The sequence below is a fragment of the Pseudomonas sp. M1 genome (assembly GCF_022760135.1).
Classification (GTDB): domain Bacteria; phylum Pseudomonadota; class Gammaproteobacteria; order Pseudomonadales; family Pseudomonadaceae; genus Pseudomonas; species Pseudomonas citronellolis.
Genome location: NZ_CP094343.1, coordinates 3,572,403 through 3,596,744 on the forward strand (window position 1 = coordinate 3,572,403; position 24,342 = coordinate 3,596,744).

Genomic DNA, 24,342 nt, shown 5'->3' on the forward strand with positions numbered 1-24,342 from the left:
GTGCGGGCTGTTTCGTTGGAGGCTGTCTCAGGGCTGTCGCAAGCTGCGACAGCGGGGCGCGGAATTGCTCGGCTCTTTTTCGATTAAATCGTTTTGATTCAATAGGTTGAATGACATTGACCGGCTTGGCATAGCGGTTGCGATAGCTGCCTGGACAACTCAACAAGAGGCAACCGCAATGCTCGCTTCCCTGCCCATCAAGCCCGAATCCCGCGCCTTCCTGCAGCGCGCGCCGAAGATGCTCATCGGTGCCGATTGGACCGGTGCCGCCGATGGCGCCCTCATGGACCTGCGCAATCCGGCCACCGGCGAAGTGCTCTGCCAGGTGCCCTCCGCCAGCGCCGCCGACGTCGACCGCGCCGTGCGCGCCGCCCGCCAGGCCTTCGACGATTCGCCCTGGAGCCGCATGCGTCCGCGCGAGCGGCAGAACCTGCTGTGGAAGCTCGCCGACCTGATGGAACGCGACGCCGACCTGCTGGCCGAGCTGGAATGCCTGAACAACGGCAAGAGCGCCGCCGTGGCGCGCGTGATGGACGTGCAGCTGGGCATCGACTTCCTGCGCTACATGGCCGGCTGGGCCACCAAGATCGAAGGCTCCAGCGTCGAGGTGTCCATGCCGCTGATGCCCAACGACGACTTCCACGGCTTCATCCGCCGCGAGGCCGTCGGCGTGGTCGGCGCCATCGTCGCCTGGAACTTCCCCCTGCTGCTGGCCTGCTGGAAGCTCGGCCCGGCGCTGGCCACCGGCTGCAGCGTGGTGCTCAAGCCGGCCGACGAAACCCCGCTCAGCGCCCTGAAGCTGGCCGAGCTGGCCCTGGAGGCCGGCTACCCGGCGGGCGTGTTCAACGTGGTCACCGGCACCGGCATCAACGCCGGCGCCGCCCTCACCCACCACCCGCTGGTGGACAAGCTGACCTTCACCGGCTCCACCGCCGTAGGCAAGGAAATCGGCAAGGCGGCCATGGACAACATGACCCGCGTAACCCTGGAGCTGGGCGGCAAGTCGCCGACCATCGTCCTCGCCGATGCCGACCTGAACAGCGCCGCCGCCGGCGCCGCCCAGGCCATCTTCTTCAACCAGGGCCAGGTGTGCTGCGCCGGCTCGCGGCTGTACGTGCAGCGCAAGCACTTCGACAACGTGGTGGCCGACATCGCCGGCATCGCCAACGGCATGAAGCTGGGCAACGGCCTGGACCCGAGCGTGGACATGGGCCCGCTGATCTCCGCCCGCCAGCAGCAGCGCGTGCACAACTACATCGAACTGGGCCGCGAGAAAGGCGCCACCATCGCCTGCGGCGGCGAACAGTTCGGCCCCGGCTACTTCGTGAAACCGACAGTGATCGTCGACGTGGACCAGAAGAACCCGCTGGTGCAGGAAGAAATCTTCGGCCCGGTGCTGGTGGCCATGCCCTTCGACGACCTCGACGAAGCCATCCGCCTGGCCAACGACAGCCCCTACGGCCTGGGCGCCAGCATCTGGTCCAACGACCTGGGCGCGGTGCACCGGATGATCCCGAAGATCAAGTCCGGCTCGGTCTGGGTCAACTGCCACAGCGCCCTGGACCCGGCCCTGCCCTTCGGCGGCTACAAGATGTCCGGCCTGGGCCGCGAAATGGGCGCCGCCGCCATCGAGCACTACACCGAGGTGAAATCGGTGCTGATCAAGCTGTAAGGCAAAAGGTCCTACCGCGTCCGGCGCGTTACCCCCTGCGCCGGCGTTTTCATCCCCCGGCCGCGCGAGTGGTCGGGGGATTTTTTTGCCCGCGGCGCGTAGGGCGTATAACCATTCGCGGTTATACGCCGATACACCGCGTCCTCATGAACTCCGAGCAGTCTCACCCATTGCAAGTCAACTGAAAGGTATACCCAGGATCGCGCAGGGTTCTTCCTACAATCCCTTCAATGGCGAGCAACTGCTGCTCAGTGAGATCGTACCCTTCGATTCCGTGTTGAACCTCTGTCCAACCCATTATCTTCGCCAGGTCGCCTGCATAAGACTCCGAGACTTCAATCTTGAACAGCAGAAACTCGGTTTCATTATCGAAGGCCTCCAGGAAGTACCTCATGGCTCTACTCTCCGAACTGGATCAGCATCTTTGTTCTTTTCGCCGGTAACAGGGTTGAACTCTCCCAGATGCCTTCCCCTCCTGTCATATTTTTCAACCGCGCCATGAGCGGAATCCCACTCATAGATATAGCCCTCGTCATCCTTCCAGCGCTTTCTCTTGCCGCCGCCACCTGAAATAGGCGTTTTCCGCTTGGCCTCCTTCGCCGCTGGAAAGGCCAGCAGGTGGTCTGGTGGCGGCTGGTAGTGCGAATGCGGTATGGCGTAGGCGATATACAGCGACTTCATCCCGCTGTCGGCAGGAAACGTCAGGATGAAATCGTCGGTAGTGATGTCCTCGCTGCCCGGGTATATCTCGATCTGCGAGTCGGTATCGGTCGCAATCGGGTGCACCAGGATATTGTCGATCCGCTCGCCCGTATGTTCCGGATGAATCAGAGGTGGAATGGGCTGTGAGCCCTTGTTGGGAATCCAGAGAATGGTCAGGCCGTTGACGTGCGCCTCCATCGTACGACGGTCGTCACGCCAGATAGCCTTGACCGTGCGTACGGCGTCATCTCCATCGGGATGGGCATGGATACCATAGACCTGCAAGCCACCATGGGCATCGCGGCGAATCTGGAAACGTACACGGGTCGGCACCTGCTCCAGGTCACGCAACCGGCTGTCGGTGTACAGGGCGCCGTCACCCAGGCGCGTAGGCAGCAGGCCAAGGAGGAACAGGCTGGCCGGATTGCTGGCCACACCCGGCCCACGTAGCGCCCAGGTGAAGCCGTGCTGCATGATGCCGCCGCCAGCGATGCGTACCAAAGCCGCCTCCGCGCCAGCATTGAGCGCAGTGGTCGCTGAAACCGGCAACGCCATCGCCCCGGAAAGCATGACGTTGCCGAAGCGCGAAGCGGGTTCCACTTCGACGCCGGGCCGGGTCCGACCCCAATTGTCCGGGCGGCAGGACTTGGCGAATACCAGGTCCTCGCGCACCTTGGGTAGCGGCCAGCGGTCTTCGAAGATATAGGCTCGCGGCGGCGAGGACTCACTCCCCGGCAACAGGCCGCTGGCGCTGGACGAAGCCACCTCATCCGCCACCAGCAGCCATTCGCCACGGCGTACCGCTTCGACGATGTCGGCGTCGCGCACGATATGGGACGTACGTTGGAGCGCTTCCAGCCCCTTCAACGTATGCCGCCCCTGGGTCAACGCATTGCTGACCAACCCCTGGGCAAAATACGGGTCCTCCGCACACTGCGCGGCGGGGGCGGTATTGGGGATGAGGCGCATGGGCTCTCCAGACCGGAAGCATCAGTGCGGCCGGAGTATGAGAGCGGCGAGAGCGCCGTTTTAGAGGGCAGGAACTGCTTCGGAAACTACCGACACCCTATACATGTTTTTTGAGCTGTTATCTGTCAGAACAGGCATGAATCCACGTCCTAGGCGCCTGCCGGTTCGATGTCCAGCTAGTCGGGCTGCTCCCGCTCCTGCTGCGGGCCAAGCACAACGACCAGCGGGTCTGAGCACCCTCAGCCAATAGCCTTCAGAGGTGAAGCGCTGCACGCCCAGGCCAACCTGAACACCGCCGGTCTGGCCGACCTGGTGGAAATCCGCGAGGGCGATGCCCTGCAGACCCTGGCGCGCGACTTGCCGCAGCGCATCGACCTGCTGCTGCTCGACGGCGCCAAGGCGCTCTACCCGGAAATCCTCGCCCTGGTGGAAAGCCGCCTGCGGCCCGGCGCGCTGATCGTCGCCGACAACGCCGACCACAGCCCGGAATACCTGGCGCGGGTACGCGATATCGGCAACGGCTACCTGTCGGTGCCCTTCGCCGAAGACGTCGAGCTGAGCCTGCGGCTTGGCTGAACGAGCGCTGCCGCCCCGCCGGCCCATGGCCGGCGGGAAGCCGGGGAACGGCGAATCCGCTAGAGTGCCCTATCCGCCAGCCATGACCAGGCACAGACAATGGACGCAGCAGAAATCCGCAAGGCTCTTCCCGACGACGCACCCGCCATCGCCCGGCTGGTGAACGAGGCCTACGGCCCCTACATTCCGCGCATCGGCCGCAAGCCCGCGCCCATGCTCGACGACTACCGGCAGGTGATCGCCGAAGCCGATGCGTTCGTGTGTACCCGCGATGGCGAAGTCGCCGGCGTGCTGGTGCTGCGCCCCCAGGGGCCGGCATTGCTGCTGGAGAACATCGCGGTGGCGCCGGCGTTCAAGGGCCAGGGCATCGGCAAGGCGTTACTGGCGTTCTGCGAGGAACGTGCGCGGGCCCAGGGCTTCCAGGCCATCGAGCTGTACACCAACCAGCTGATGACCGAGAACATCGCCCTTTACACAAAGCTGGGCTACCGCGAAACGCACCGGGCCACGGAGAACGGTTTTGCCCGGGTGTTCATGCGCAAGGTCGTTGCGGGCCCGGCGCTGTAGTTCTTTCTTCCTACACTGCTTCCCTTCTTCCGCATCGGTGCCCGTTGCGGGAAATATCCGATACTCTCCTGCAGCGTGTTTCTGCCCTTGTTGCGCTACCGGCCGGTTCCTAAGCTGCGCCGGTCGCGGCTCATCCGCGACCGGGTTTGACAGCCTGAAGAAACGGCGCGATTGCCCTCCGAGGTGCATGCGAAAGCGGCGAACGCTTTTTGCAGGCCCTCTCGTGTCCGCGGTTCGTACCGCAAGTGTCATGGCAGATCGCGCGGGGAGACCTTCGGGTCTGCCGGCTCCGTTTCCCGGTCTGTCAACCCCGCGCGGTCTGCCTCCATTGGTTGACAGCTTTGGCGGCAGCTCCTGAATCCAACGAAACGGAGCAGCTCTAGATGACCAATTCCAACAACCTGATCGTCCTCCCCAGCAACACCCATCCCGTCGAAATCCCCGCCGCCGACGGCCAGCCCGGCCTGACGCTGACCTGGCCCATTCCCACGCAGCCAGCCGCCGACCAAGGCATTCTCCTGGCCGAAAGCTGGCTGGCCGGCGAAGCCGACGGCTACCTGTGGACACGCCTCGTCCATGGGCGCATAGAGCACATGGACAACTGGCGGCGAATGGCCTTCGAGATCGGCTTCCTGACGCGCCTGCAACAGCGGCTGGGGCGAATGCCGGAGTGACGCGCTTTTCGTAGGAGCGAGCTTGCTCGCGAACAGGAGTTGCCGGGGACTTTTGGTGCTGGCCTCAAGAGCGCCCTCTCCCCAACCCTCTCCCGCAAGCGGGAGAGGGGGCCGTCCGTGCAGAGAAGAGGCCTGGCTTTAGCCGACAATCTCTGTGCTAGCCGGCTGACTCCAGAGCACCAACGTCTGCCCAACGATTCCCTCTCCCTTCAGGGCGGGGCGCGCAGCCGAGGGTTAGGGAGAGGGGCGGCGTTGAACCGGTGCGCAGATATCACCGGCCAGTTCGCGAGCAAGCTCGCTCTTGCTCTGGCTTTGGGACTTCCAGAGAAATACCCGAGCGCACCGAAACGCCCCTTCAGAAGGCCGAGCGAAACCCGCGCTCAGGAGGTCATGCGACATGGATGTCGCGAGAGCCCCGCGGGCTACAGGGATGTACGCTCGTGGGGGACGCCTAGTTCGGACCTCGTGGCTGGGGAGTTCGTTATGAAAAATGCCGTTTCTCCCATGGAGAAAAACGGCATCAGGCCCATACTAACCAGCCAGCTCCCCACACAGATCCAGGCCAAACCAACGCTCAGCCTCTTCCACATCCAGCCCCGCCCCCAGCAGGGCAAACAACTTGCCCAAAGCCGCCTCACGGGTCATGCCACCACCAGACACCAAGCCAGTGTCGCGCAGACGACTGCCTGCGGCGTAGGTATCGAACACCACACTACCCGCCGGACACTGGCTGATAGCAGCCAGCAACACACCACGCTTACGGGCCGCGCCCAGCGCAGCAAGCAAAGCTTCATTGTCAGAAGGACCGGTACCACTGCCATAGCACTCCAGCAGCAGCCCCTGCACGCCGCTATTCAGCACAGCCTCCAACTGTTCGGCCTGCAGACCGGGGAACAACGGCTGCACAGCCAGCCTCACCGGCTGACGCGGCTGGCGATAATCCAGGACTGGCGGCACCTGCCCTGCACGCTGGCCATCGCGATGACGCGGCAGCGTGGTAAAGGCGTCGAAGGCCTCACTGTGCAGCTTGGTAGCCCGAGCACCGTGCAGCAGCGCGCCGCCGAAGTAGAGTTGCACACCATTGGCCTGGCCACCTTCCAGCACGTCCAGGGCGCCGCCAAGGTTGGCCCAGGCATCACTGCCGGGCGCACCGGCAGGCAACATGGAGCCGGTCAGCAACACCGGCACATCCAGCCCCAGCAGCACAAACGACAGCGCCGCCGCGGTGTAGGCCAGCGTGTCAGTGCCATGCAGCACCAGCACGCCGTCATGGCCGCCCTGCTCCACCGCGTCGACTATGGCGTCGCGCATGGCCAGCCAGTTGGCCTGCTGCATGTTGGCGCTGTCCAGCAGCGGCTGCATTTCCCGGAAGGCCCAGGCGAAGGTCGGCTGCCGGCCACTACCGGCCAGCCACTCGCGCATGCGCGCCTCGAAGCCGCTGGCCGGGGCCAGGCCTTCGGAGGTCTGCAGCATGCCGATGGTGCCGCCGGTGTAGAGGACGAAGAGGTTCTTGACTGCGCGCATGGGCTGATCCTGCGTTCTTGTAGTGGCGCGGGCCGACCGCCGGGACGGCCCGCGCGGCCGTCAGCCCTGCGCCTGCGGCAGGCCGGCGGGGATTTCGCGGGCGGCCTCGGCGCGCTGGCTGGCCGGCCAGGCTTCGCGGTCCAGGTCGAGGTCGGCGAACTGGGCGGAGTCGAACACCGGCTGCTGAACGCCGGCGCGACGCTGTGCATCGTAATCGCCCATCACCCGCAGGCCAACCTTGAACAGCAGCGCCAGGGCCAGCAGGTTGACGAAGGCCAGGCAGGTCATGGTGATGTCGGCGAAGGCGAACACGGTGGACAGGTTCTGCACCGAGCCCCAGACGATCAGCGCCAGCACCAGGGCGCGGTAGCCGATCAGCACCAGGCGGTTGCGGCTGAGGAACTGCAGGCTGTTCTCGCCCAGGTAGTAGTTGTAGAGGATGCAGGTGAAGACGAACAGCGACAGCGCGACGCTGACGAACAGCCGGCCCCAGTCACCGACCACCGCGGCCAGGGAGTTCTGCGTGAGGACGATGCCGTCGCCTTCGAAGCCCGGGGTGTAGAAGCCCGAGAGCAGGATCAGCAGCGCGGTGCAGGTGCAGATGACGAAGGTGTCGAGGAACACGCTGAAGGCCTGCACCACGCCCTGGGACGCCGGGTGGCGCACGGCGGCCACGGCGGCGACGTTGGGCGCGCTGCCCAGGCCGGCTTCGTTGGCGAACACGCCGCGCTTCACGCCCATGACGATGGCGCTGCCGAGCAGGCCGCCGAAGGCCGGGTCGAGGCCGAAGGCGCTCTTGAAGATGGTTTCCAGCATGGCCGGCACGTGCTCGATCTGGCTGCCGATCACGTACAGGGTCACGCCGATGTAGGCCAGGGTCTTGACCGGCACCAGCAGGTCGGACACCGCGGCGATGCGCTTGATGCCGCCGATGAAGACGATGGCCAGCAGCACGGCCAGGGCGATGCCGGTGTGCTGCGGGGCGAAGCCGAAGGCGTTCTGCAGCGAATGGGTCACGGTATAGGACTGCAGGCCGTTGAAGGCGAAGCCGTAGGTCACCAGCAGCAGCACCGAGAACACCACGGCCATGCCCTTGAGCTTCAGGCCGTGCTGGATGTAGTACGCCGGGCCGCCGCGGTACAGGCCGTCGCCGTCGGCGCGCTTGTAGACCTGGGCCAGGGTGCACTCGAAGAAGCTGCTGGACATGCCCACCAGCGCGGTCACCCACATCCAGAACACCGCGCCCGGGCCGCCGAGGGTCACGGCGATGCCGACGCCGGCGATGTTGCCCGCGCCCACGCGCCCGGCAAGGCTCAGCATCAGCGCCTGGAACGAACTCAGCTGGCCGGCCTGGCCGCGGATGGACTCCTTGAACACGCCGAACATGTGGCCGAAATGGCGGAACTGGACGAACCGGGAGCGCAGGGTGAAGTAGCTGCCGAGTCCGACGATGAGCACGATGAGAACCTTCCCGGAAAGGAAGTCGTTGAGCGCTTCGAGCATGGGGTGTGACCTCGATTCTTGTTCTTCGGTTGGAAGAGAGGCGCCAGGCGCGCGGGTTGGGCCTGGCGCTGGCGGGCAAGGTTGGCCAAGACGAGGGGGCGTGACAATTTCGCATCTTGTTACGTTCTGGCGCGAGTTGGTGCTAGGCTTGCGCCACTCGCATCACACCGGAATATCGTCGATGTCCGATCACCTGGGCGAAAACCTCAAGCTCGCCTGCAGCCATTACCGCTCCATCTCCGAGGTCTGCCGCCAGCTGCAGATCAACCGCGCGCAGTTCAACAAGTACCTCAGCGGGCAGAGCCGCCCCACCCCGTTCAACCTCAAGCGCATCGGCGATTTCTTCGGCGTCGAGGACTACGAGCTGGGCCTGCCGCCGGAGCAGTTCGCCCGCCTGATCGGCGCCCGCGCAAGCCAATCCGGCACGCAGGCGAACGACCCGCTGCTGCGCCTGCTCGAACCGCTGCGCGAGCAGGGCGGCAACCTGTCGCGCTACTGCGGCTACTATTTCGAATACTCCAACTGCATGTCGGTGCCCGGCAGCATCCTGCTGTCGCTGGTGCACCTGTGGGAGGAGGACGGCAACTTCCTGTTCGAGCGCCAGGAGCGCCAGGAACGCTCCAGCAGCACCGACGTGCAGGCCGAGGACTGGGTGCGCTGCCGCTACCTGGGCGCGGCCTTCCAGCTGCAGGACCGGCTGTTCCTGATCGACTACGAATCGCTCACCGTCAACGAGATGAGCCAGACCATCCTCATCCCCAGCTTCAAGAGCCGCATTACCCGCCTCAACGGCCTGAAGACCGGCGTCTCCAGCGGCGACCGGCGCACCCCGGCGTGCACCCGGGTGGTCTGGGAATACCTGGGCGCGGAGATCAACCGGATCAACGCCTACCGCCAGGTGAAGCTGTACCGCCCGGACGACCCGCGCATCGACGACGACGTGCGCGAGCGCCTGAGCGTGGGGCCGATCCGCAACGGCCTGTTCGAGATCGAATGACCGCCGCGATCAGGCTCCGGGCGCGGGCCTGATCCAGTCGCACAAGTTCTTCGGAATATTCCCTCCCAACTATTCAGCGAGGCCGATAAGTGCCTGCCTGTAAATTAATTTTCAGGCAACACGAAAAGTAAAAACCGATTTCCAGACAGTAGCGCTTTCCAGGCACAAGCGCAGCGGGGCCCGCCGCCATGCCCGATGAACCTTCCCATTTGCTGCTCGGCGCCATCGCCCGCGCCCGCCCGGGTTATTCCCCGGCCTTCCGCAAGCTGGCCGACTTCGTGCTGAACAACGCGCTGGCGGTCTCCACCATGAACATCGACGAGCTGGCCAGGGCCGCCGGCGTCTCGGTCGCCACCATCAACCGCTTCGCCCACCGTTGCGGCTGCGACGGCTACCCGCCCTTCCGCGCCACGCTGCGCAAGCTCTACGAAAGCGCCTACGCCCCGGTGGAGAAGCTGCGCCTGGGCCTTGCGCGGGACATCGGCGCCGCCGGCGTCGTGCGCGAATCCCTCGACAGCGCCGCCGGCAACATCCGCCGCAGCCACGAGTTGCTGCGGGACGAGCAGGTGCGCCGCGCCGTCGAGCTGCTCGCCAATGCCAGCCAGGTGTACGTCGCCGGCCTCGGCGTCAGCGCCATCCACGCGGCCTTCGCCGCCAACTGCCTGGAGCCGTTCCGCGCCGGGGTCAAGGACCTCGCCGCCATGGGCGGCGTCGAGTCGGCCCTGCGGCGGATCAACGTACTGCGCGAAGGCGACCTGGTGATCGGCATCGCCCTGCCCCGCTATTCCCGCGGCATCGTCGAGCTGCTCGGCCTGGCCCGCCAGCGCGGCTGCAAGGTGCTGGCCCTTACCGACGGCCCGGCCTCGCCCATCGCAGCGCTGGCCGACACCGCGCTCTATGCCGTTGCGGAGCACCCGCTGCTGTACGCCTCCAACGCCGGCATGGTCGCGCTCATCGAGGCCCTGGGCGCGGCATTGGCCCAGCACACCGGGGATTCGCTCGAAGCCATCAGCGCCCAGACCGAACGGCTGCTGCCCTACCTCTACCTGGACGAGCCTCCGTAGCCCGCCCTTGCACGCACATGTGGGGCCCCGCGTTCGCCGGGCCCCTCACCACACTTCGCATTCAGGAGCAGTAACGATGGGCGTCTGGGAAAACCGATTCGAGCGGGGCTGGTTCCTCGTCTTCATGTTCATGTACGGGCTGATCATGCTGCCGCTGCCCTGGTACTACAGCGAAACCTACGTGGCCGGCCCCTGGGGCGTGCCGCTGTTTCTCTTCGGCTGGATCGTCCACGGCGGCGTGGTCATCGCACTCACCGCGCTGTTCGCCGTGCAATGCCTGAAGCGCCCGGAATACCGCGGCTTCCAGGCGGAACCGGAAGGAGCCGACGCGCATGTCTGACATCGATCATCTGCTGACGCCCACGCCCGGCCCCTTCCTGCTGACCATGGGCGTCTACTTCCTGGTCATCGCCGCCATCGGCTACGTCGCCGCGCGCCAGACGCGCAACATGAAGGAATTCCTGGTGATGGGCGGCAAGGCCGGCGCCATCGTCTCGGGCATCGCCTATTTCGCCACCCAGTACAGCATGAGCACCTTCATGGGCGTGCCGGCCATCGCCTACGGCAACGGTTTCGCCGGGATGAGCATCACCATCCCCGGGGTGGCCTTCTCCATGCTGATCCCCGCGCTACTGGTCGGCCGCCGGTTGATGGAGCTGGGCCGGCGCAACCACTACCTGACCATGAGCGACTACCTGGCCGACCGCTACCAGTCCTCGCCGATGCGCGCCATCCACGCCATCGCCATGGTGGTATTCCTGGTCGCCATGACCGGCGCGCAACTGGTGGGCGCCGGCATCATCGTCAAGACCTTCACCGGCTACCCGGAGTGGGTCGGCGTGGTGGTGACCGGCGGCATCGTGATCCTCTACTGCATGTACGGCGGCATGCGCGGCGCCATGCTCACCGACGTGTTGCAGGGCAGCCTGATGGTGCTCACCGCGGTGGTCACCTTCGTCATCTCCGTCCGCGCCGGCGGCGGCCTGGAGGCCATCAACGCGCAGCTGGCGGCGGACAGCCCCGGCCACCTCGCCCACCCCGGCAGCAAGGGCGAGTACGGCTGGAGCGTCTACGTCACCATGATCCTGATGTGGAGCTTCTTCACCATCGGCCAGCCGACGCTGTTCACCAAGTTCTACGCCATGAAGAGCCACGCCGTGCTGTTCAAGAGCGTGCTGCTGGGCACCCTGGGCATGCTGGTCTCGGCCACCCTGATCGAGTGGGCCGGGGTCAACGCCTTCGTCTCGCTGCCGGGCCTCGTCGGCCGTGACGCCGACTTCGTGGTGCCGATGCTGCTGCAGCGCTCTCTGGACCCGATCCTGGCCTCGGTCATGATCGCCGGCATCGTCTCGGCGGGCATGTCGACGGTGTCGGCGCTGATGGTGGTGGCCACCGGCGGCATCAGCCGCGACCTCTACCAGAAACTGATCAACCCCGCGGCCAGCGACGCCAGGGTGCTCCGGCTGTCGCACTGGGTCACGCTGCTGATCGGCCTGGCCGGCATCGCCATCGGCGTGCTCAAGCCCGCCAGCATCTTCGAGATCGTGCGCTTCGCCTTCGGCGGCCTGGGCATCTGGGTCATCGCCGTGATCCTCGGCATGTACTGGAAGCGCGCCACCGCCGCCGGCGCGCTGGCCGGCGTGCTGCTCGGCGAGCTGTGCTTCGTCGTGCTGAAGGCCGGCTGGCTGGACGGCTGGCTGAGCTTGCGGACCGACCCGCTGCTGCCGGCCTGGCTGCTCGGCATGGCCGTCGCCGTGATCGTCAGCCTGGCCACCCCGGCCGTCGAACGCGAAGTGCTGGAACGGCACTTCACAACCGCCCGCAACGACAGGAGCAAGCCATGTTCATCGGCGACATGAACTGGATGCAGGTGGAGCGCCAGGTGCAGTTGGACGACCGCGTCCTGCTGCCCCTGGGCAGCACCGAGCAGCACGCCTACCTCAGCCTGATGACCGACGTGATCCTCGCCCAGCGGGTGGCCATCGAGGCCGCCGAGCCCCTGGGGCTGCCGGTGTTCCCGGCCCTGCCCTACGGCATGACGCCCTACTTCGGCGACTTCCCCGGCACCGTCTCGCTGCGCCCGGCGACCTACTTCGCGCTGCTGGTCGACGTGCTGGACAGCCTGCACCAGCAGGGTTTCCGCCGCATCCTGCTGGTCAACGGCCATGGCGGCAACTGCCCGGTGCAGGCGGAAATCCAGCAGTGGCTGTGCCGGCACCCGCAGGCGCGGGTCAAGCTGCACAACTGGTGGAGCACGCCGCGCACCCTGGCGAAGGTTCGCGAGATAGACGCGCTGGCCTCCCATGCCTCGTGGATGGAGAACTTCCCCTGGACGCGCATCCCCGGCCAGAGACCGCCCGAGGAACGCAAGCCCATGGTCGACCTGGCCCGCCTGCGCCAACTGGGCGCCCAGGCCGTGCGCGCCTACATCGGCGACGGCAACTACGGCGGCGCCTACCACAAGGATGACGCGCTGATGCAAGAGCTGTGGCAGGTCGGCGTCGAGGAAACCCGCGAACAACTGCAAGGCGGCTGGGCCGAATGACGATGACCAACGCGGCCCCCGCGCCGCCGGCGTTCCTGCTGCTGCGCGGCGGCGAACTCTACGCCCCCGAGAAGCTCGGCCGGCGCGACCTGCTGATCGGCGGCGAACGCATCCTGGCGATCGCCGAGCACCTGGAAGCGCCCAACCTGCCGGGCTGCCAGGAGGTCGATGCGCGGGGCCTGACGCTCTGCCCCGGCCTCATCGACCAGCACCTGCACCTGATCGGCGGCGGCGGCGAAGCCGGGCCCCACAGCCGCACGCCGGAGGTGCGCCTGTCCAGCCTGCTGGAGGGCGGCATCACCACCGTGGTCGGCCTGCTCGGCACCGACGCCATCACCCGCCACCCCGAATCGCTGCTGGCCAAGGCCCGCGCGCTGAATAGCGAGGGCATCACAGCCTTCATGCTGACGGGCGCCTACGGCGTCCCGACGCCCACCATCACCGGCAGCATCCAGCGCGACATCGCCTTCATCGATCCCATTATCGGGGTGAAGACGGCCATCTCCGACCATCGCTCGTCCGCACCAAGCATCGGCGAACTGGCGCGCATCGCCGCCGAAGCCCGGCTCGGCGGCCTGCTGGGCGGCAAGGCGGGCATCAGCGTGTTCCACCTGGGCAACGGCCGCCGGGCGCTGGAGCCGCTGTACGGCATCCTCGAACACAGCGACATCCCCATCGGCCAGCTGCTGCCGACCCACGTCAACCGCACGGCCGCGCTCTACGAGGCGGCCATCCGCTTCGCCCTGGACGGCGGCAACATCGACCTCACCAGCGGCATCAACCCCGAACTGGGCGCCAAGCAGGCGCTGAAGTCCAGCCGCGCGGTGATCCAGGCGCTGAGCGCGGGCGTCGCGCTGCAGCGGCTGACCATCAGCTCGGACGCCAACGGCAGCCAGCCGGTGTTCGATAGCGACGGCCGGCTGACGGGGCTGGCCCTGGCAGGGTGCAAAAGCCTGATGAACGAGTTGCGTGATCTGGTCCTGCGCGAGCAACTGCCGCTGGAGCAGGCGCTGCGGCCGTTCACCAGCAACGTGGCCGACCTGCTGCGCCTCCAGGGGCGCAAGGGGCGCCTGGCTGTGGGGTTGGAGGCGGACGTTCTGTTGCTGGATGAGCGGTTGGAGTTGGTGCATGCCTTTGCGCGGGGGCGGCAGGTGGTGAGTGGTGGCAGGGCTTGCTTGTGGGGGACGTTTGAGGGGGAGTGAGTTTTTGGTGCCGGCCGGGAATGACGGTGTTTGGGCTTGGTCCCGTCCCCTCTCCCTAACCCTCTGGGAGAGGGGACCGTTCGGCGAGCGCTGATGTTTCCGCGTTAGCCGGCTTGCACCTTGTGGCCGGCTGACACCAAATCCTTTCTCGGCACGGACTAGCCCCCTCTCCCTTCAGGGAGAGGGCTGGGGAGAGGGCGCTCTTGAACCCTATGCCACCACAGCACGGCTTTTCGTAGGATGGTGTTGAGCGAAGCGATACCCATCAGCGCAACCGCATGGGTTTCGCAAGCTCAACCCATCCTACGAAGAGCACCTCGGCGCAAGACAGTTGCTCCTACGAAGAGCATCTCGGTGCAACCTGCACCATCCCCCTCAGCGGTTGGCCCCGCGGCTGGACAGCCAGTTCAGCGGCACGCCCGGGCGCGTCAGGGCCTCGATGAAGCCGTGGCCCCAGTAGCGGATGTGGTTGGCCTCCAGCACCGAATACATCTCCTGGTGGCGCGCCTGGCGTTCTTCCAGCGGCATTTCCAGGGCGCGCTCGATGGCATCGGCCAGGGCGTCGCGGTCGTGGGGGTTGACGATGAGCGCGGCGCCCAGTTCGGCGGCGGCGCCGGCGAACTGCGAGAGGATCAGCACGCCGGGGTCGGCCGGGTCCTGCGCTGCGACGAACTCCTTGGCCACCAGGTTCATGCCGTCGCGCAGCGGCGTGACCAGGCCGATGCGCGCGCGGCGCATGACCAGGGCGATGTCCTCGCGGCCCAGGTTGCGGCTGACGAAGCGCAACGGCACCCAGGACACCGCGGCGAAACGGCCGTTGATGTGCCCCACGCGGGCGCTGACCGCGGCGTCGATCTCGGCGTACTCGGGAATCTCCTGGCGGCTGCCGGGGGCGATCTGCAGGCAGGTCACCTTGCCTTGCCGCTCGGGGTATTTCTCCAGGAAGCGCTCGTAGGCGTCCAGGCGGTTGGTGATGCCTTTGGAGTAGTCCAGGCGGTCCACCCCGACCATCAGCGCCCGACCCACCAGGCTCTCCTCCAGCTTGGCAGCCAGCGGGCCGTGTTCGGCCTCCTCGGCCAGGCGGCGGAAGCCCTCGACGTCCACCCCCACCGGGAACACGCCGACGCGGAAGTGCTGGTGGCCCAGGCTGAAGCGCCGCGAATCGGGGGTGGCCGCGCCCACCACGCGGGTCAGGTAGCGGGCGAAGTTGTCGGCGTCGTTCTCGGTCTGGAAGCCGATCAGGTTGTATTCGGTGAGCGCACGCACCAGCTCCTCGTGGTGCGGCAGCGCGGTGAGCAGGTCCGGCGGCGGCATGGGGATGTGCAGGAAGAAGCCGATGCGGTTGCGGTGGCCGCGCTCGCGCAGCGCCACGGCCAGGGGGATCAGGTGGTAATCGTGGACCCACAGTACGTCGTCCGGCTGCAGCAGCGGGCTCAGGCGCTCGGCGAAGAACTCGTTGACGCGCAGGTAGCCGCCGAAGTCGGCCTCGGTGAACTCGGCCAGGTCCACCCGGTAGTGCAGGATCGGCCAGAGCACGCGGTTGGCGAAGCCGTTGTAGTACTCCTGGAAGTCCTGCGGCGGCAGGTCGGTGACCATGTAGGTGATGTTGTCGTTCTGCAGGGTGGTCGGCTCGGCCGGCACCTCCGCCACCTGGCCGCTCCAGCCGAACCACAGGCCCTCGCGCTCGCGCAGGGTGGCCGCCACCGCCACGGCCAGGCCGCCCGGCGCGGGCCGGCCCTCGGCATCGGGCATGCCCACCCGGTTGGAAATCACTACAAGCCGCGACATAGGCCCTCCTCCCAGCTCATGGACAGACGCATGGCGGTGTTGATCAAGCCGGCCATGGAGTAGGTCTGCGGAATGTTGCCCCACATCTCACCGGTGTGCGGATGCAGGTCCTCGGACAGCAGGCCGAAGCTGTTGCGCGCGGCCAGCAGCTCGGCGTACAGCTCGCGGGCCTGGTCGCCGCGGCCGATGGCGGCCAGGGCGTCCAGGTACCAGAACTTGACCACCAGGAAGGCGGTCTCCGGCACCCCGAAGTCGTCGGCGGCGGCATAGCGCAGCAGGTGGCCGTTGACGTTCAGTTCGCGGCCGATGCAGTCGACGGTGGCGACGAAGCGCGGGTCGTCGGCCTCGATCAGCCCCAGCTCGTGCATCAGCAACACGCTGGCGTCGAGGTCGTCGACGCCGAAGCTGCCGGTGAAGGACTGCCGCCGCTCGCTCCAGGCCTCGCGCAGGATGCCCTCGCGGATGCGCGTGGCCTCCTTGCGCCAGCGCGCCGCCGACTCGCCGTGGCCCAGGCGCGCGGCGATGCGCGCCACGCGGTCGCAGGCGGCCCAGCAGAGCATCGCCGAATGGGTGTGCACGCGCTGCCGGCCGCGGTATTCCCAGATGCCCGCGTCGGGCACGAAGGCGTTGCGCGCGGCGCGCTCGGCCAGGCTTTCCAGCAGGCGCAGCATACCTTCGTCGCCGGGGTGCGGCAGGCGCTGGTCGACGAAGCTCTGCAGCACCGCCAGCACCACCGAGCCGAACACGTCGTGCTGCACCTGCTCCACCGCCTGGTTGCCGACGCGCACCGGGGCGTGGCCGAGGAAGCCGGCCAGGTCCGGCTCGATGCGCTCGGTCAGGTCCATGGCCGGGACCACGCCGTACAGCGGGCGCAGCTCGGCGCCCTCCACCGCCACCGTGGTGATGAAGTCGACGTAGCGCTCCATGGTCTTGGTGGCGCCCAGGCGGTTCAGCGCCAGCACCACGAAGTAGGCGTCGCGCAGCCAGCAGTAGCGGTAGTCCCAGTTGCGCTGGGTGCCCGGCGCCTCGGGCACCGAGGTGGTCACCGCGGCGATGATCGCCCCGGTCTCCTCGAAGCTGCACAGCTTCAGGGTGATGGCCGCGCGGATCACCACGTCCTGCCATTCGAAGGGGATGGCCAGCGAGCGCACCCACTCGTACCAGCCGGCGCGGGTGCGTTCGAGGAAGCTGCGCACCACCTGCTCGGGGGATTCGTCCAGCGGTTCGTCGACGCCCATCACCAGGCTCACCGGGTGCTTGAGGGCGAAGGGCGTTTCCTGCATGACGTAGGACAGCGGCGCATCGGTGGTCAGGCGCAGCGCCTGGTCGCCGCCCAGGTAGCGGATGTGGCTGGAGCCGGCCACCGCCTCGCACGGCTTGCCGTAGTGATGCGTGGGGCGCATGCGCAGGGTCACCCGCGGCAGCCCCTGCACCGGCTCCACCACCCGGCACAGCTGCGCCGGGCGGAAGTAGCGGCCGTACTGCAGGAAGCGCGGGGCGAAGTCGGTGATGCGCACGGCGTTGCCCGCGGCGTCGGTGAGGGTGGTGCGGATGATCGCGGTATTGGGCTGGTACTCCGAGTGGCTGCTGACCATGCCGTCGAGCAGCACGTCGCAGAAGCCCTTCTCCTCGTCGCCGGCCAGCAGCCGGGAGAAGGCCGGGTCGCCGTCGAAGTTCGGGTAGCACCACCACACCAGGCGCGCCTGCCGGTTCACCAGGGCGGCGACGCGGCAGTTGCCGATCAGCCCCAGGTCCAGCGCGCCGTTGTGCTTGCTCATGCCTGTGTTCTCCTCGTGGCCTGTATGAGTGTTTCGCGCACCGCGCGCGGGTGGTCGAAGGCGGCCCGCGCGCCGGGCGCCAGGCGCCCGACCGAAAGGCCCAGGCCGTGCAACTGCGGCATCAGCGCCAGGGCCGGCTCATCGGTATGGTCGTCGCCGATGAACAGCGGCCGGCGCCCGGCGAAGGGCGGCTCGCCGAGGAAGCGGCGGATGGCCTGGGCCTTGTCGCTGGCATGGGCCAGCACCTCGAACACCATCTTCCCCGGCAGCAGCCGCAGCCCGGCGCCCCCGGGGCCGCGCAGCAGGCGCTCCAGGGCCGCCGCCAGGGCCGGGCCGGCCTCGGGCACGGCACGGTAATGCAGGGCCAGGCTGCTGCCCTTGTCCTCGGCCAGCACGCCGGGGTGGCGCCGGGCCAGGGCCAGCAGCTGGTCGCGCTGCGGCGCGCCAAGATGGGCCGCCGGCAACTGTTGCATGGGTTGCCCGCCGGCCAGGCGCCACTGCGCGCCGTGGCCACCGCTGGCCGGCAGGCGCAGGGGAGCGAACAGGTCGTCGAGCTGCGCCAGCGGGCGTCCGCTGACCAGCGCCAGGGCACCGTCCAGTTGGCGGTGCAGGCTTTGCAGGGCGGCGCGCAGGTCGTCGGGAACGCGCACCGCGTCGGGGGTCTCGACGATATCCAGGAGGGTACCGTCGACATCGAGAAAGAGCGCGCAGGGTGCGTCGCGCTCGCTCAACCAGTCATCGAGCAGGGCCCTGGCCGAGGCATCACCGCAAGCAGCAATGGCCGCGTCGGCCAGACCTGAATCGATCGGGCGGGACATGGGCCGATCTCCACGTTTCGGGCCGCCCGCGAAAAGTCGCTGCGGACGGCGAAGCGAATGAGAATCCAAAAGACTAACACGGGAAAATCCATCGGGCGGCCAGCGCGCCGGCTGCATCTTCCGCCCTGGGACGGACCTTCCAGGGGCCCGGCAAGTTCAGCAAGGTCCATGCCTTGGCGCCCTGCCCGGCTGCCACCCGCGCCGCCACGACGCCCGCTCTGCCGGGGCTGGCGCCGTTCGTCGTGTACCGCTCATGGGCAAGCCGCCACTCCCCGGCCGCAGTGTGAATGCCCACAAGCGGTGCGCTGGCTAGACTGCGGGAACCGACCGATGGATGCCCTGATCAACGCCGCCGCTCGCGCCGAACTGGGCTGGCCGGTGGCGCGCCTGGAAGCGGCGCTGGCCACCCTGGAGGCCCACGGCGACCGGTTGAACGCCGCCCAAGTCCGGAGACTGAATGACCCGCCGTGCCCCGCGCGGGCACGGCGGCCCTAGTGGTCCGCCACCGCCACCCGCGCCTTGCCGCTGAACGGCGGGCGCGTCAGCCAGATCACGCTCATCAGTATCAGGAAGATCCAGCCCAGGGCGTGGAACAGCTCGTTGAAGCTGATCTGGTAGGCCTGCTGGGTGATCATCTGGTTCAGCAGGCTGGCGCCCAGCTGCGGGTCGCCCTGGCCCAGCAGTTCCAGGCTGTTGCGCGTGCCGCTGTCGAACGTGGTGATGCTCTCGCTGAGCTGGGCGTGGTGCAGCACCGCGCGGCGGTCCCAGAGGAAGGTGGTGAGCGAGGCCGAGAAGCTGCCGGCGAGGGTCCGCAGGAAAGTCGACAGCCCGGAGCCGGCGGCTATCTCGTGGGCCTCCAGGTCCGACAGCAGGATCACCGTGGTGGGCATGAAGAACAGCGCCACGCCCACGCCCATCAGCGCCTGCATCAGGGCGACGTGGCGGAAGTCGATGTCCAGGGTGAAGTCCGAGCGCAGGAAGCAGGTGGCGCCCATGGCGACGAAGGCCACCGAGGCCACCAGGCGCAGGTCGAAGTTGGCCGCGTAGCGCCCCACCAGCAGGCTCAGCAGCAAGGGCGCGATGCCCAGCGGCGCCGCCGCCAGGCCCGCCCAGGTGGCGGTGTAGCCGAGGTTGCGCTGCAGCCACTGGGGCAGCAGCAGGTTGATGGCGAAGTAGGCCGAGAACGACAGCACCAGCGCCAGGGTGCCGTAACGGAAGTTGTGGTGGCGGAACAGCCGCAGGTCCACCACCGGCTCGTCCTCGGTCAGCTCCCAGATGAGGAAGGCCGCCAGGGCGATGGCCGCCACCACCGCGCAGGCGATGATGAAGGGCGAGGAAAACCAGTCCTCGTCGTTGCCCTTGTCCAGCAGGATCTGCAACGCGCCGACGCCGACCACCAGGGTCGCCAGGCCGACGTAGTCGATGCGGGTGCGCTGCAGGCGTTCCGGGCGGCCGCGCATCTGCCGGCTGACCACGAACACGGCGAAGGCGCCGATGGGCAGGTTGATGAAGAAGATCCACGGCCAGGAATAGTTGTCGGTGATCCAGCCGCCGAGGATCGGCCCGGTGATGGGCGCCACCACCGCCACCATGGACAGCAGCGCCAGGGCGGTGCCGCGCTTGTGCGGCGGGTAGATGCTGATCATCAGGCTCTGGGTGATCGGGTACATGGGCCCGGCCACAGCGCCCTGCAGCGCGCGGAACAGGATGAGCATGCCCATGTCCTGCGACACGCCGCAGAGGAAGGAGGCGACCACGAACAGCAGCGAGCAGCCGATGAACAGCGGCACCTCGCCGAAGCGCCGGGAGAGGAAGCCGGTCAGCGGCAGGGAGATGGCCTGGCTGACGGCGAACGAGGTGATCACCCAGGTGCCCTGGTTGGCGCTCACCCCCAGGTTGCCGGCGATGGTCGGCAGCGCCACGTTGGCGATGGTGGTATCCAGCACCTGCATGAAGATGGCCAGGGCCAGGCCGAGGGTGGTGAGGGCGAGGCTCGGCGGGCGGAATTCGGTGCTCATGGAAGGCGAACCTGGGGTGGGTCGTGAGGTGCCGGTGCTGCCGCCGGCCTGGGCGAATTCTGGAACCGGCGACAAATTACTGTCAATGCAATTATTGACTTTGCACAGATAAGCCGAGGCGGGTTTGGTACTCGCCGCCCGGGTCCGTATCATCGGCGCGAAATCCACCCGCAACGGACCGCCCCATGCCCAGCCCGCCCCAGGATCACCTGTTCGCCCTCACCGGCTCGCTGCAACCGGCGCGCCGCGCCTGGCAGCAGGCCGCCAGCCTGGTGCTGGCCGAGAGCGGCCTGTCGCTGGCGGTGGCCACGCCGGTGCTGCTGGTCTCGCGCATGGGCGACGGGGTGCTGCAGAACGTGCTGGCCGACTGCATCGGCGTGCACCCGGCGGCGCTGGTGCGCACCCTCGACCAGGCAGAAGCCGCCGGCCTGCTGGAACGGCGCATGGTGACGGGCAACCGGCGGTTGCGCGCCATCCATTTGCAGGATGCGGGACGGGAATTGGCCGAGCGCCTGGAGAAAGCCCTCAACGCCTTGCGCGCCGAAGTGCTCGGCAGCATCCCCCGGGAAGACGTCGAGACCGCCACCCGGGTGCTGCGGCTGATGGAGGAAAAGGCCCGCGCCTACGCCCAGCAGAAGCCGGGGGATACCTAGGCTGCGGGTCCTGGTAACTTCACCTCGCCATTCCTACGAACACAGGAACGTAGGGCGCATAACCGTTCGCGGTTATCCGCCGTTGGCCGTGCCACCGGATAGTTCGGCGGGGCCAGTGAGTCCAATCGCGGACGGAGTCCGCTCCTACATCCTCCGGTAAACACAACGTCCGTTGGATGGGTTGAGCGAAGCGATATCCATCACCATGGCCGCATGGGTTTCGCTTCGCTCAACCCATCCTACGAAAAGCACCCCGGCGCAGTGGGCAAGACAGTTGCTCCTACGCCCGTGCTTCCCAGGAACCGAGCGGACTCCGTCCGCCCTGCGTTCCTGCGTTCGCGGGCATGACGATGACGCCAGATTCGCCGCCCGCTCCGAACGGCCCCTCATTCTCAGCCCCCCACATTGAAGCCCCCACCCCCGGCATGGCAGCATAGCGCCCCCAGACCCCGGCCCCACCGATCGGGACGTTCCATCTTGCGCCGTCACTCAGCACAGTACCGCCTCGCCACCTGGCTGGCCGTCATGGCCCTCGGGCTGCTGCTGTTCGCCCCGACCTTCTCGCGCACCCTCGAGGCCGTCGAGCATTCCCCGCCGCCGCAGGGCGCCTGGTGTTCCGCCCATGACATGGGGCAGATGCCCATGGACCACGGGGCCATGCAGCATGCCCCGGCCGGCGACCACGGCGGCATGGTCCACAACAGCCTCGACCCCGCCTGCGGCTACTGCACCCTGTTGCACGACAGCCCGGCGCTGCTCTGGGCCATCGCCATGGCCCCGGCGCTGGGGCCGGTCAATGCCCAGGCGCCGCCGCCGGCGCTGCCCCTCCCGCCCTTCCTGCACCTGCTGGACGTCCGTCCGCGCGGCCCGCCCCTGGCCTGATCCCGTTCCACGACACCCCGAACCCGCGCCCCCGGCGTGCGTGCCCCTGCGCGCATGCCTGGCCGCGCTCCCGTCGTCCTGAACAAGGATCATCCGGATGTCCACATCCCTGCGCCGGTGCATTGCCTACGCACTGAAGCCCCCGGCCGCCCGCACCCTGCTCTGCGGCCTGGCCGGCAGCCTGCTGCTGCCAGCCCACGCCGAAACCGCCGCCGACGGCGACGCACCTACCCGCCTGGCCGACGTAGTGGTCAGCGCCGAAGGCCAGCAGCCGCTGCCCGCGGCCCTGGCCAGCGCTCCCGCCGTGGTCGAGAGCCGCACGGCCGAACAGCTGCGCGAGAGCACCAACCTGGTCACTTCCGCCCAGGCCCTGAAGTACCTGCCCAGCCTCGAGGTGCGCGAGCGCTTCATCGGCGACCGCAACGGCATTCTCGCCACCCGCACCACCGGCACCCTTTCCAGCGCGCAATCGCTGGTCTACGCCGACGACCTGCTGCTCTCCAACCTGCTCGGCAACAGCTACGCCTTCCCGCCGCGCTGGGGCCTGGTGACGCCCGCCGAGATTTCCCGCGTCGACGTGCTCTACGGCCCGTTCAGCGCGCTCTACCCGGGCAACTCCCTGGGCGGCGTGGTGACCCTGGAAACGCGCATGCCCACGCGCCCGGAATTCCACGCCTCGGTCACCGGCTCGCGGCAGGACTTCGACCTCTACGGCAGCCACGACGACTACGCCACCGGCAATATCAGCCTGGCCGCCGGCGACCACCGCGGGCCGCTGTCGGTGTGGGTGTCCTACGACCACCTGGACAGCCAGGGCCAGCCGATGAGCTACGCCACCGCCGGCCTGTCGAGCAAGGCGCCGGTGGCCGGCGCGCCCACGGCCGGCGGCGCCCACGCGGACAACGACCAGAACGGCAAGCAGCGCCTGGTGTTCGGCGGCTACTCCATCGACCACAGCCTGCAGGACCAGGGCAAGCTCAAGCTGGGCTGGGACCTGAACGACGACATCACCGCGGTGTACACCCTGGGGCTGTGGTCCAACGACTCCCACACCGGCGTCGACAGCTACCTGAAGGACGCCAGCGGGCGCACCCTGTACAACGGCACGGTCAACATCGACGGGCATTCGTACAAGGTCTCCGGCCTCAACCCCAGCCGCACCGACGAGCTGCACCTGCTCAACGGCCTGTCGTTCGCCAGCCACAGCGGCGGCCTCTTCGACTGGCAGGCCTCGGCCAGCGACTACCGCTACCTCGACTCCTCCACCCGCACCGCCTCCAACTACGGCCAGAGCCAGGCCGGCACCCGCCAGGTGCAGGACGGCACCGGCTGGCAGACCGGCGAGCTGCGCGGCATCTGGCGCCCCGACAGCCACGAGGTCACCTTCGGCTACCACATCGACGACTACCTGCTGAAGCAGCGCACCTACCAGTTGGACGACTGGAAATCCGCCGACAACGGCGCCAAGGTCGCGGCCTCCGGCGGCGAGACGCGCACCCAGGCGCTGTACCTGCAGGACGCCTGGAAGTTCGCCCCGCGCTGGACCTTGACCCTGGGCGCCCGCGCCGAACACTGGGAAGCCTTCGACGGCTTCAACCGCGACGTCACCACCACCCCGCAGCAGGTCCACTACGACGACCAGCAGCGCAACGACATCTCGCCCAAGGCGGCGCTGGCCTTCGACATCACCGACGCCCTGCAGACGCGCTTCTCCTACGGCCGCGCGGTGCGCTACCCGACCGTGGGCGAGCTGTTCCAGCAGATCAGCAGCGGCACCCAGCTGGTGCAGAACAACCCGGACCTCAAGCCCGAGGACGTGCGCTCCTTCGACTGGACCACCCAGTACGGCTGGGACCGCTACCTGCTGCGCGTCTCGCTGTTCCAGGAAGAACGCCACGACGCGCTGTTCTCGCAGACCGACACCAGCGTCAGCCCCAACGTCACCCGCATCGACAACATCGACCGCGCCCGCCTGCGCGGCATCGAGAGCGCGCTGGATGCGAAGGACGTCGGCCTGCCCGGCCTGGACCTGTCCGCCAGCCTGACCTGGACCCAGGCGCGAATCCTCGAAGACGCCCTGACCCCGGCCGCCGAAGGCAACGACTACCCGCGCATCCCGCGCTGGCGGGCGCGCCTGTCCGCGGTCTACCACCAGGATGCGCGGCTGACCTACGCCCTGGGCTACCGCTACGCCAGCGCCTCCTACGGCACCCTGCTGAACACCGACGACAACCACGACACCTACGGCGGCATCAGCCGCTACAGCGTGTTCGACGTCAAGGCCAGCTACCGCATCGACGAGCACCTCACCGCCTCCGCCGGGATCGACAACCTGGGCAACGAGAAGTACTACGTCAGCCACCCCTACCCACAGCGCACGGCCTTCCTCGGCCTGAGCTACGACTACTGA

At 67.7% G+C, this 24,342-nt stretch carries 22 protein-coding genes; 14 read left to right on the forward strand and 8 right to left on the reverse strand.

The window, feature by feature from the left end; genetic code table 11:
* The first annotated feature begins 178 nt into the window (after positions 1-178).
* A complete protein-coding gene (locus PM1_RS15775; RefSeq protein ID WP_009620354.1) occupies positions 179-1,672 on the forward strand; it encodes an aldehyde dehydrogenase family protein in 1,494 nt (497 codons plus the stop codon).
* A gap of 163 nt (positions 1,673-1,835) precedes the next feature.
* On the opposite strand, the gene PM1_RS15780 is transcribed toward PM1_RS15775, so the two are convergent.
* On the reverse strand, positions 1,836-2,066 hold the full coding sequence (locus PM1_RS15780; RefSeq protein WP_009620352.1) for a DUF7683 domain-containing protein: 231 nt from the start codon (positions 2,064-2,066) through the stop codon (positions 1,836-1,838).
* Positions 2,063-3,343 (reverse strand): colicin E3/pyocin S6 family cytotoxin, encoded by a 1,281-nt coding sequence (locus PM1_RS15785; RefSeq protein WP_009620350.1) that lies wholly within the window; start codon positions 3,341-3,343, stop codon positions 2,063-2,065. Before PM1_RS15785 ends, PM1_RS15780 begins: the two co-directional genes overlap by 4 nt.
* 246 nt (positions 3,344-3,589) lie before the next feature.
* Here PM1_RS15785 and PM1_RS15790 point away from each other — a divergent pair, with 246 nt between their 5' ends.
* The 3 genes from PM1_RS15790 to PM1_RS15800 all read left to right on the forward strand — a co-directional run bounded on the left by PM1_RS15790 (position 3,590) and on the right by PM1_RS15800 (position 5,160).
* The gene (locus PM1_RS15790; RefSeq protein WP_372241113.1) at positions 3,590-3,919 is read left to right on the forward strand and encodes an O-methyltransferase; all 330 of its coding nucleotides are present in this window, start codon (positions 3,590-3,592) and stop codon (positions 3,917-3,919) included.
* A gap of 99 nt (positions 3,920-4,018) precedes the next feature.
* Complete coding sequence (locus PM1_RS15795; RefSeq protein WP_009620346.1) at positions 4,019-4,486, forward strand: GNAT family N-acetyltransferase; 468 nt, start codon at positions 4,019-4,021, stop codon at positions 4,484-4,486.
* A 383-nt stretch (positions 4,487-4,869) separates the two neighbouring features.
* Complete coding sequence (locus tag PM1_RS15800) at positions 4,870-5,160, forward strand: LasR-specific antiactivator QslA (RefSeq protein WP_009620344.1); 291 nt, start codon at positions 4,870-4,872, stop codon at positions 5,158-5,160.
* A 531-nt stretch (positions 5,161-5,691) separates the two neighbouring features.
* Here the strand turns inward: PM1_RS15800 and PM1_RS15805 are convergent.
* Positions 5,692-6,684, reverse strand: coding sequence for an asparaginase (locus PM1_RS15805; RefSeq protein WP_009620342.1), 993 nt, complete (start codon positions 6,682-6,684; stop codon positions 5,692-5,694).
* Positions 6,685-6,744: 60 nt separating this feature from the next.
* The gene (locus PM1_RS15810; RefSeq protein ID WP_009620340.1) at positions 6,745-8,187 is read right to left on the reverse strand and encodes an alanine/glycine:cation symporter family protein; all 1,443 of its coding nucleotides are present in this window, start codon (positions 8,185-8,187) and stop codon (positions 6,745-6,747) included.
* A 181-nt stretch (positions 8,188-8,368) separates the two neighbouring features.
* Here PM1_RS15810 and PM1_RS15815 point away from each other — a divergent pair, with 181 nt between their 5' ends.
* From PM1_RS15815 to iadA, 6 genes are all read left to right on the forward strand, one after another.
* Entirely contained in the window at positions 8,369-9,184 is an 816-nt protein-coding gene (locus tag PM1_RS15815; protein ID WP_009620338.1) for a helix-turn-helix domain-containing protein, read from the forward strand.
* Between the two features lie 188 nt (positions 9,185-9,372).
* Positions 9,373-10,248 carry a MurR/RpiR family transcriptional regulator gene (locus PM1_RS15820; RefSeq protein ID WP_009620336.1) on the forward strand — a complete coding sequence of 292 codons (876 nt, stop codon included), beginning with the start codon at positions 9,373-9,375 and terminating at the stop codon, positions 10,246-10,248.
* A 76-nt stretch (positions 10,249-10,324) separates the two neighbouring features.
* Positions 10,325-10,588 (forward strand): hypothetical protein, encoded by a 264-nt coding sequence (locus PM1_RS15825; protein WP_009620334.1) that lies wholly within the window; start codon positions 10,325-10,327, stop codon positions 10,586-10,588.
* The gene (locus PM1_RS15830; RefSeq protein WP_009620332.1) at positions 10,581-12,107 is read left to right on the forward strand and encodes a sodium:solute symporter family protein; all 1,527 of its coding nucleotides are present in this window, start codon (positions 10,581-10,583) and stop codon (positions 12,105-12,107) included. Before PM1_RS15825 ends, PM1_RS15830 begins: the two co-directional genes overlap by 8 nt.
* On the forward strand, positions 12,089-12,793 hold the full coding sequence (locus PM1_RS15835) for a creatininase family protein (protein WP_009620330.1): 705 nt from the start codon (positions 12,089-12,091) through the stop codon (positions 12,791-12,793). Before PM1_RS15830 ends, PM1_RS15835 begins: the two co-directional genes overlap by 19 nt.
* Positions 12,790-13,995: a beta-aspartyl-peptidase gene (gene iadA / locus PM1_RS15840; RefSeq protein ID WP_009620328.1), complete on the forward strand. Its 1,206-nt coding sequence runs from the start codon at positions 12,790-12,792 to the stop codon at positions 13,993-13,995. The genes PM1_RS15835 and iadA overlap by 4 nt, the downstream gene beginning before the upstream one ends.
* A 375-nt stretch (positions 13,996-14,370) precedes the next feature.
* Here the strand turns inward: iadA and otsA are convergent, their stop codons facing one another.
* Genes otsA through otsB form a run of 3 tightly spaced genes read right to left on the reverse strand, consistent with a single transcriptional unit; the run spans position 14,371 to position 18,379 of the window.
* Positions 14,371-15,783 carry an alpha,alpha-trehalose-phosphate synthase (UDP-forming) gene (otsA, locus tag PM1_RS15845; RefSeq protein ID WP_009620325.1) on the reverse strand — a complete coding sequence of 471 codons (1,413 nt, stop codon included), beginning with the start codon at positions 15,781-15,783 and terminating at the stop codon, positions 14,371-14,373.
* Entirely contained in the window at positions 15,768-17,561 is a 1,794-nt protein-coding gene (locus PM1_RS15850) for a glycoside hydrolase family 15 protein (RefSeq protein ID WP_009620323.1), read from the reverse strand. The genes otsA and PM1_RS15850 overlap by 16 nt, the downstream gene beginning before the upstream one ends.
* Positions 17,558-18,379: a trehalose-phosphatase gene (gene otsB / locus PM1_RS15855; protein WP_009620321.1), complete on the reverse strand. Its 822-nt coding sequence runs from the start codon at positions 18,377-18,379 to the stop codon at positions 17,558-17,560. The genes PM1_RS15850 and otsB overlap by 4 nt, the downstream gene beginning before the upstream one ends.
* 330 nt (positions 18,380-18,709) lie before the next feature.
* Between otsB and PM1_RS15860 the strand changes: the two genes are divergently transcribed.
* Positions 18,710-18,874, forward strand: a complete 165-nt coding sequence (locus PM1_RS15860; protein ID WP_009620319.1) for a hypothetical protein — start codon at positions 18,710-18,712, stop codon at positions 18,872-18,874.
* Here PM1_RS15860 and PM1_RS15865 read toward each other — a convergent pair.
* The gene (locus PM1_RS15865) at positions 18,871-20,397 is read right to left on the reverse strand and encodes a DHA2 family efflux MFS transporter permease subunit (RefSeq protein WP_009620317.1); all 1,527 of its coding nucleotides are present in this window, start codon (positions 20,395-20,397) and stop codon (positions 18,871-18,873) included. The two genes, PM1_RS15860 and PM1_RS15865, sit on opposite strands and share 4 nt — an antisense overlap.
* Positions 20,398-20,582: 185 nt before the next feature.
* Here PM1_RS15865 and PM1_RS15870 point away from each other — a divergent pair, with 185 nt between their 5' ends.
* From PM1_RS15870 to PM1_RS15880, 3 genes are all read left to right on the forward strand, one after another.
* A complete protein-coding gene (locus PM1_RS15870; protein ID WP_009620315.1) occupies positions 20,583-21,050 on the forward strand; it encodes a MarR family winged helix-turn-helix transcriptional regulator in 468 nt (155 codons plus the stop codon).
* Between the two features lie 477 nt (positions 21,051-21,527).
* Positions 21,528-21,932 carry a DUF2946 domain-containing protein gene (locus PM1_RS15875; RefSeq protein ID WP_009620314.1) on the forward strand — a complete coding sequence of 135 codons (405 nt, stop codon included), beginning with the start codon at positions 21,528-21,530 and terminating at the stop codon, positions 21,930-21,932.
* A 97-nt stretch (positions 21,933-22,029) separates the two neighbouring features.
* Positions 22,030-24,342: a TonB-dependent receptor gene (locus PM1_RS15880; RefSeq protein WP_009620312.1), complete on the forward strand. Its 2,313-nt coding sequence runs from the start codon at positions 22,030-22,032 to the stop codon at positions 24,340-24,342.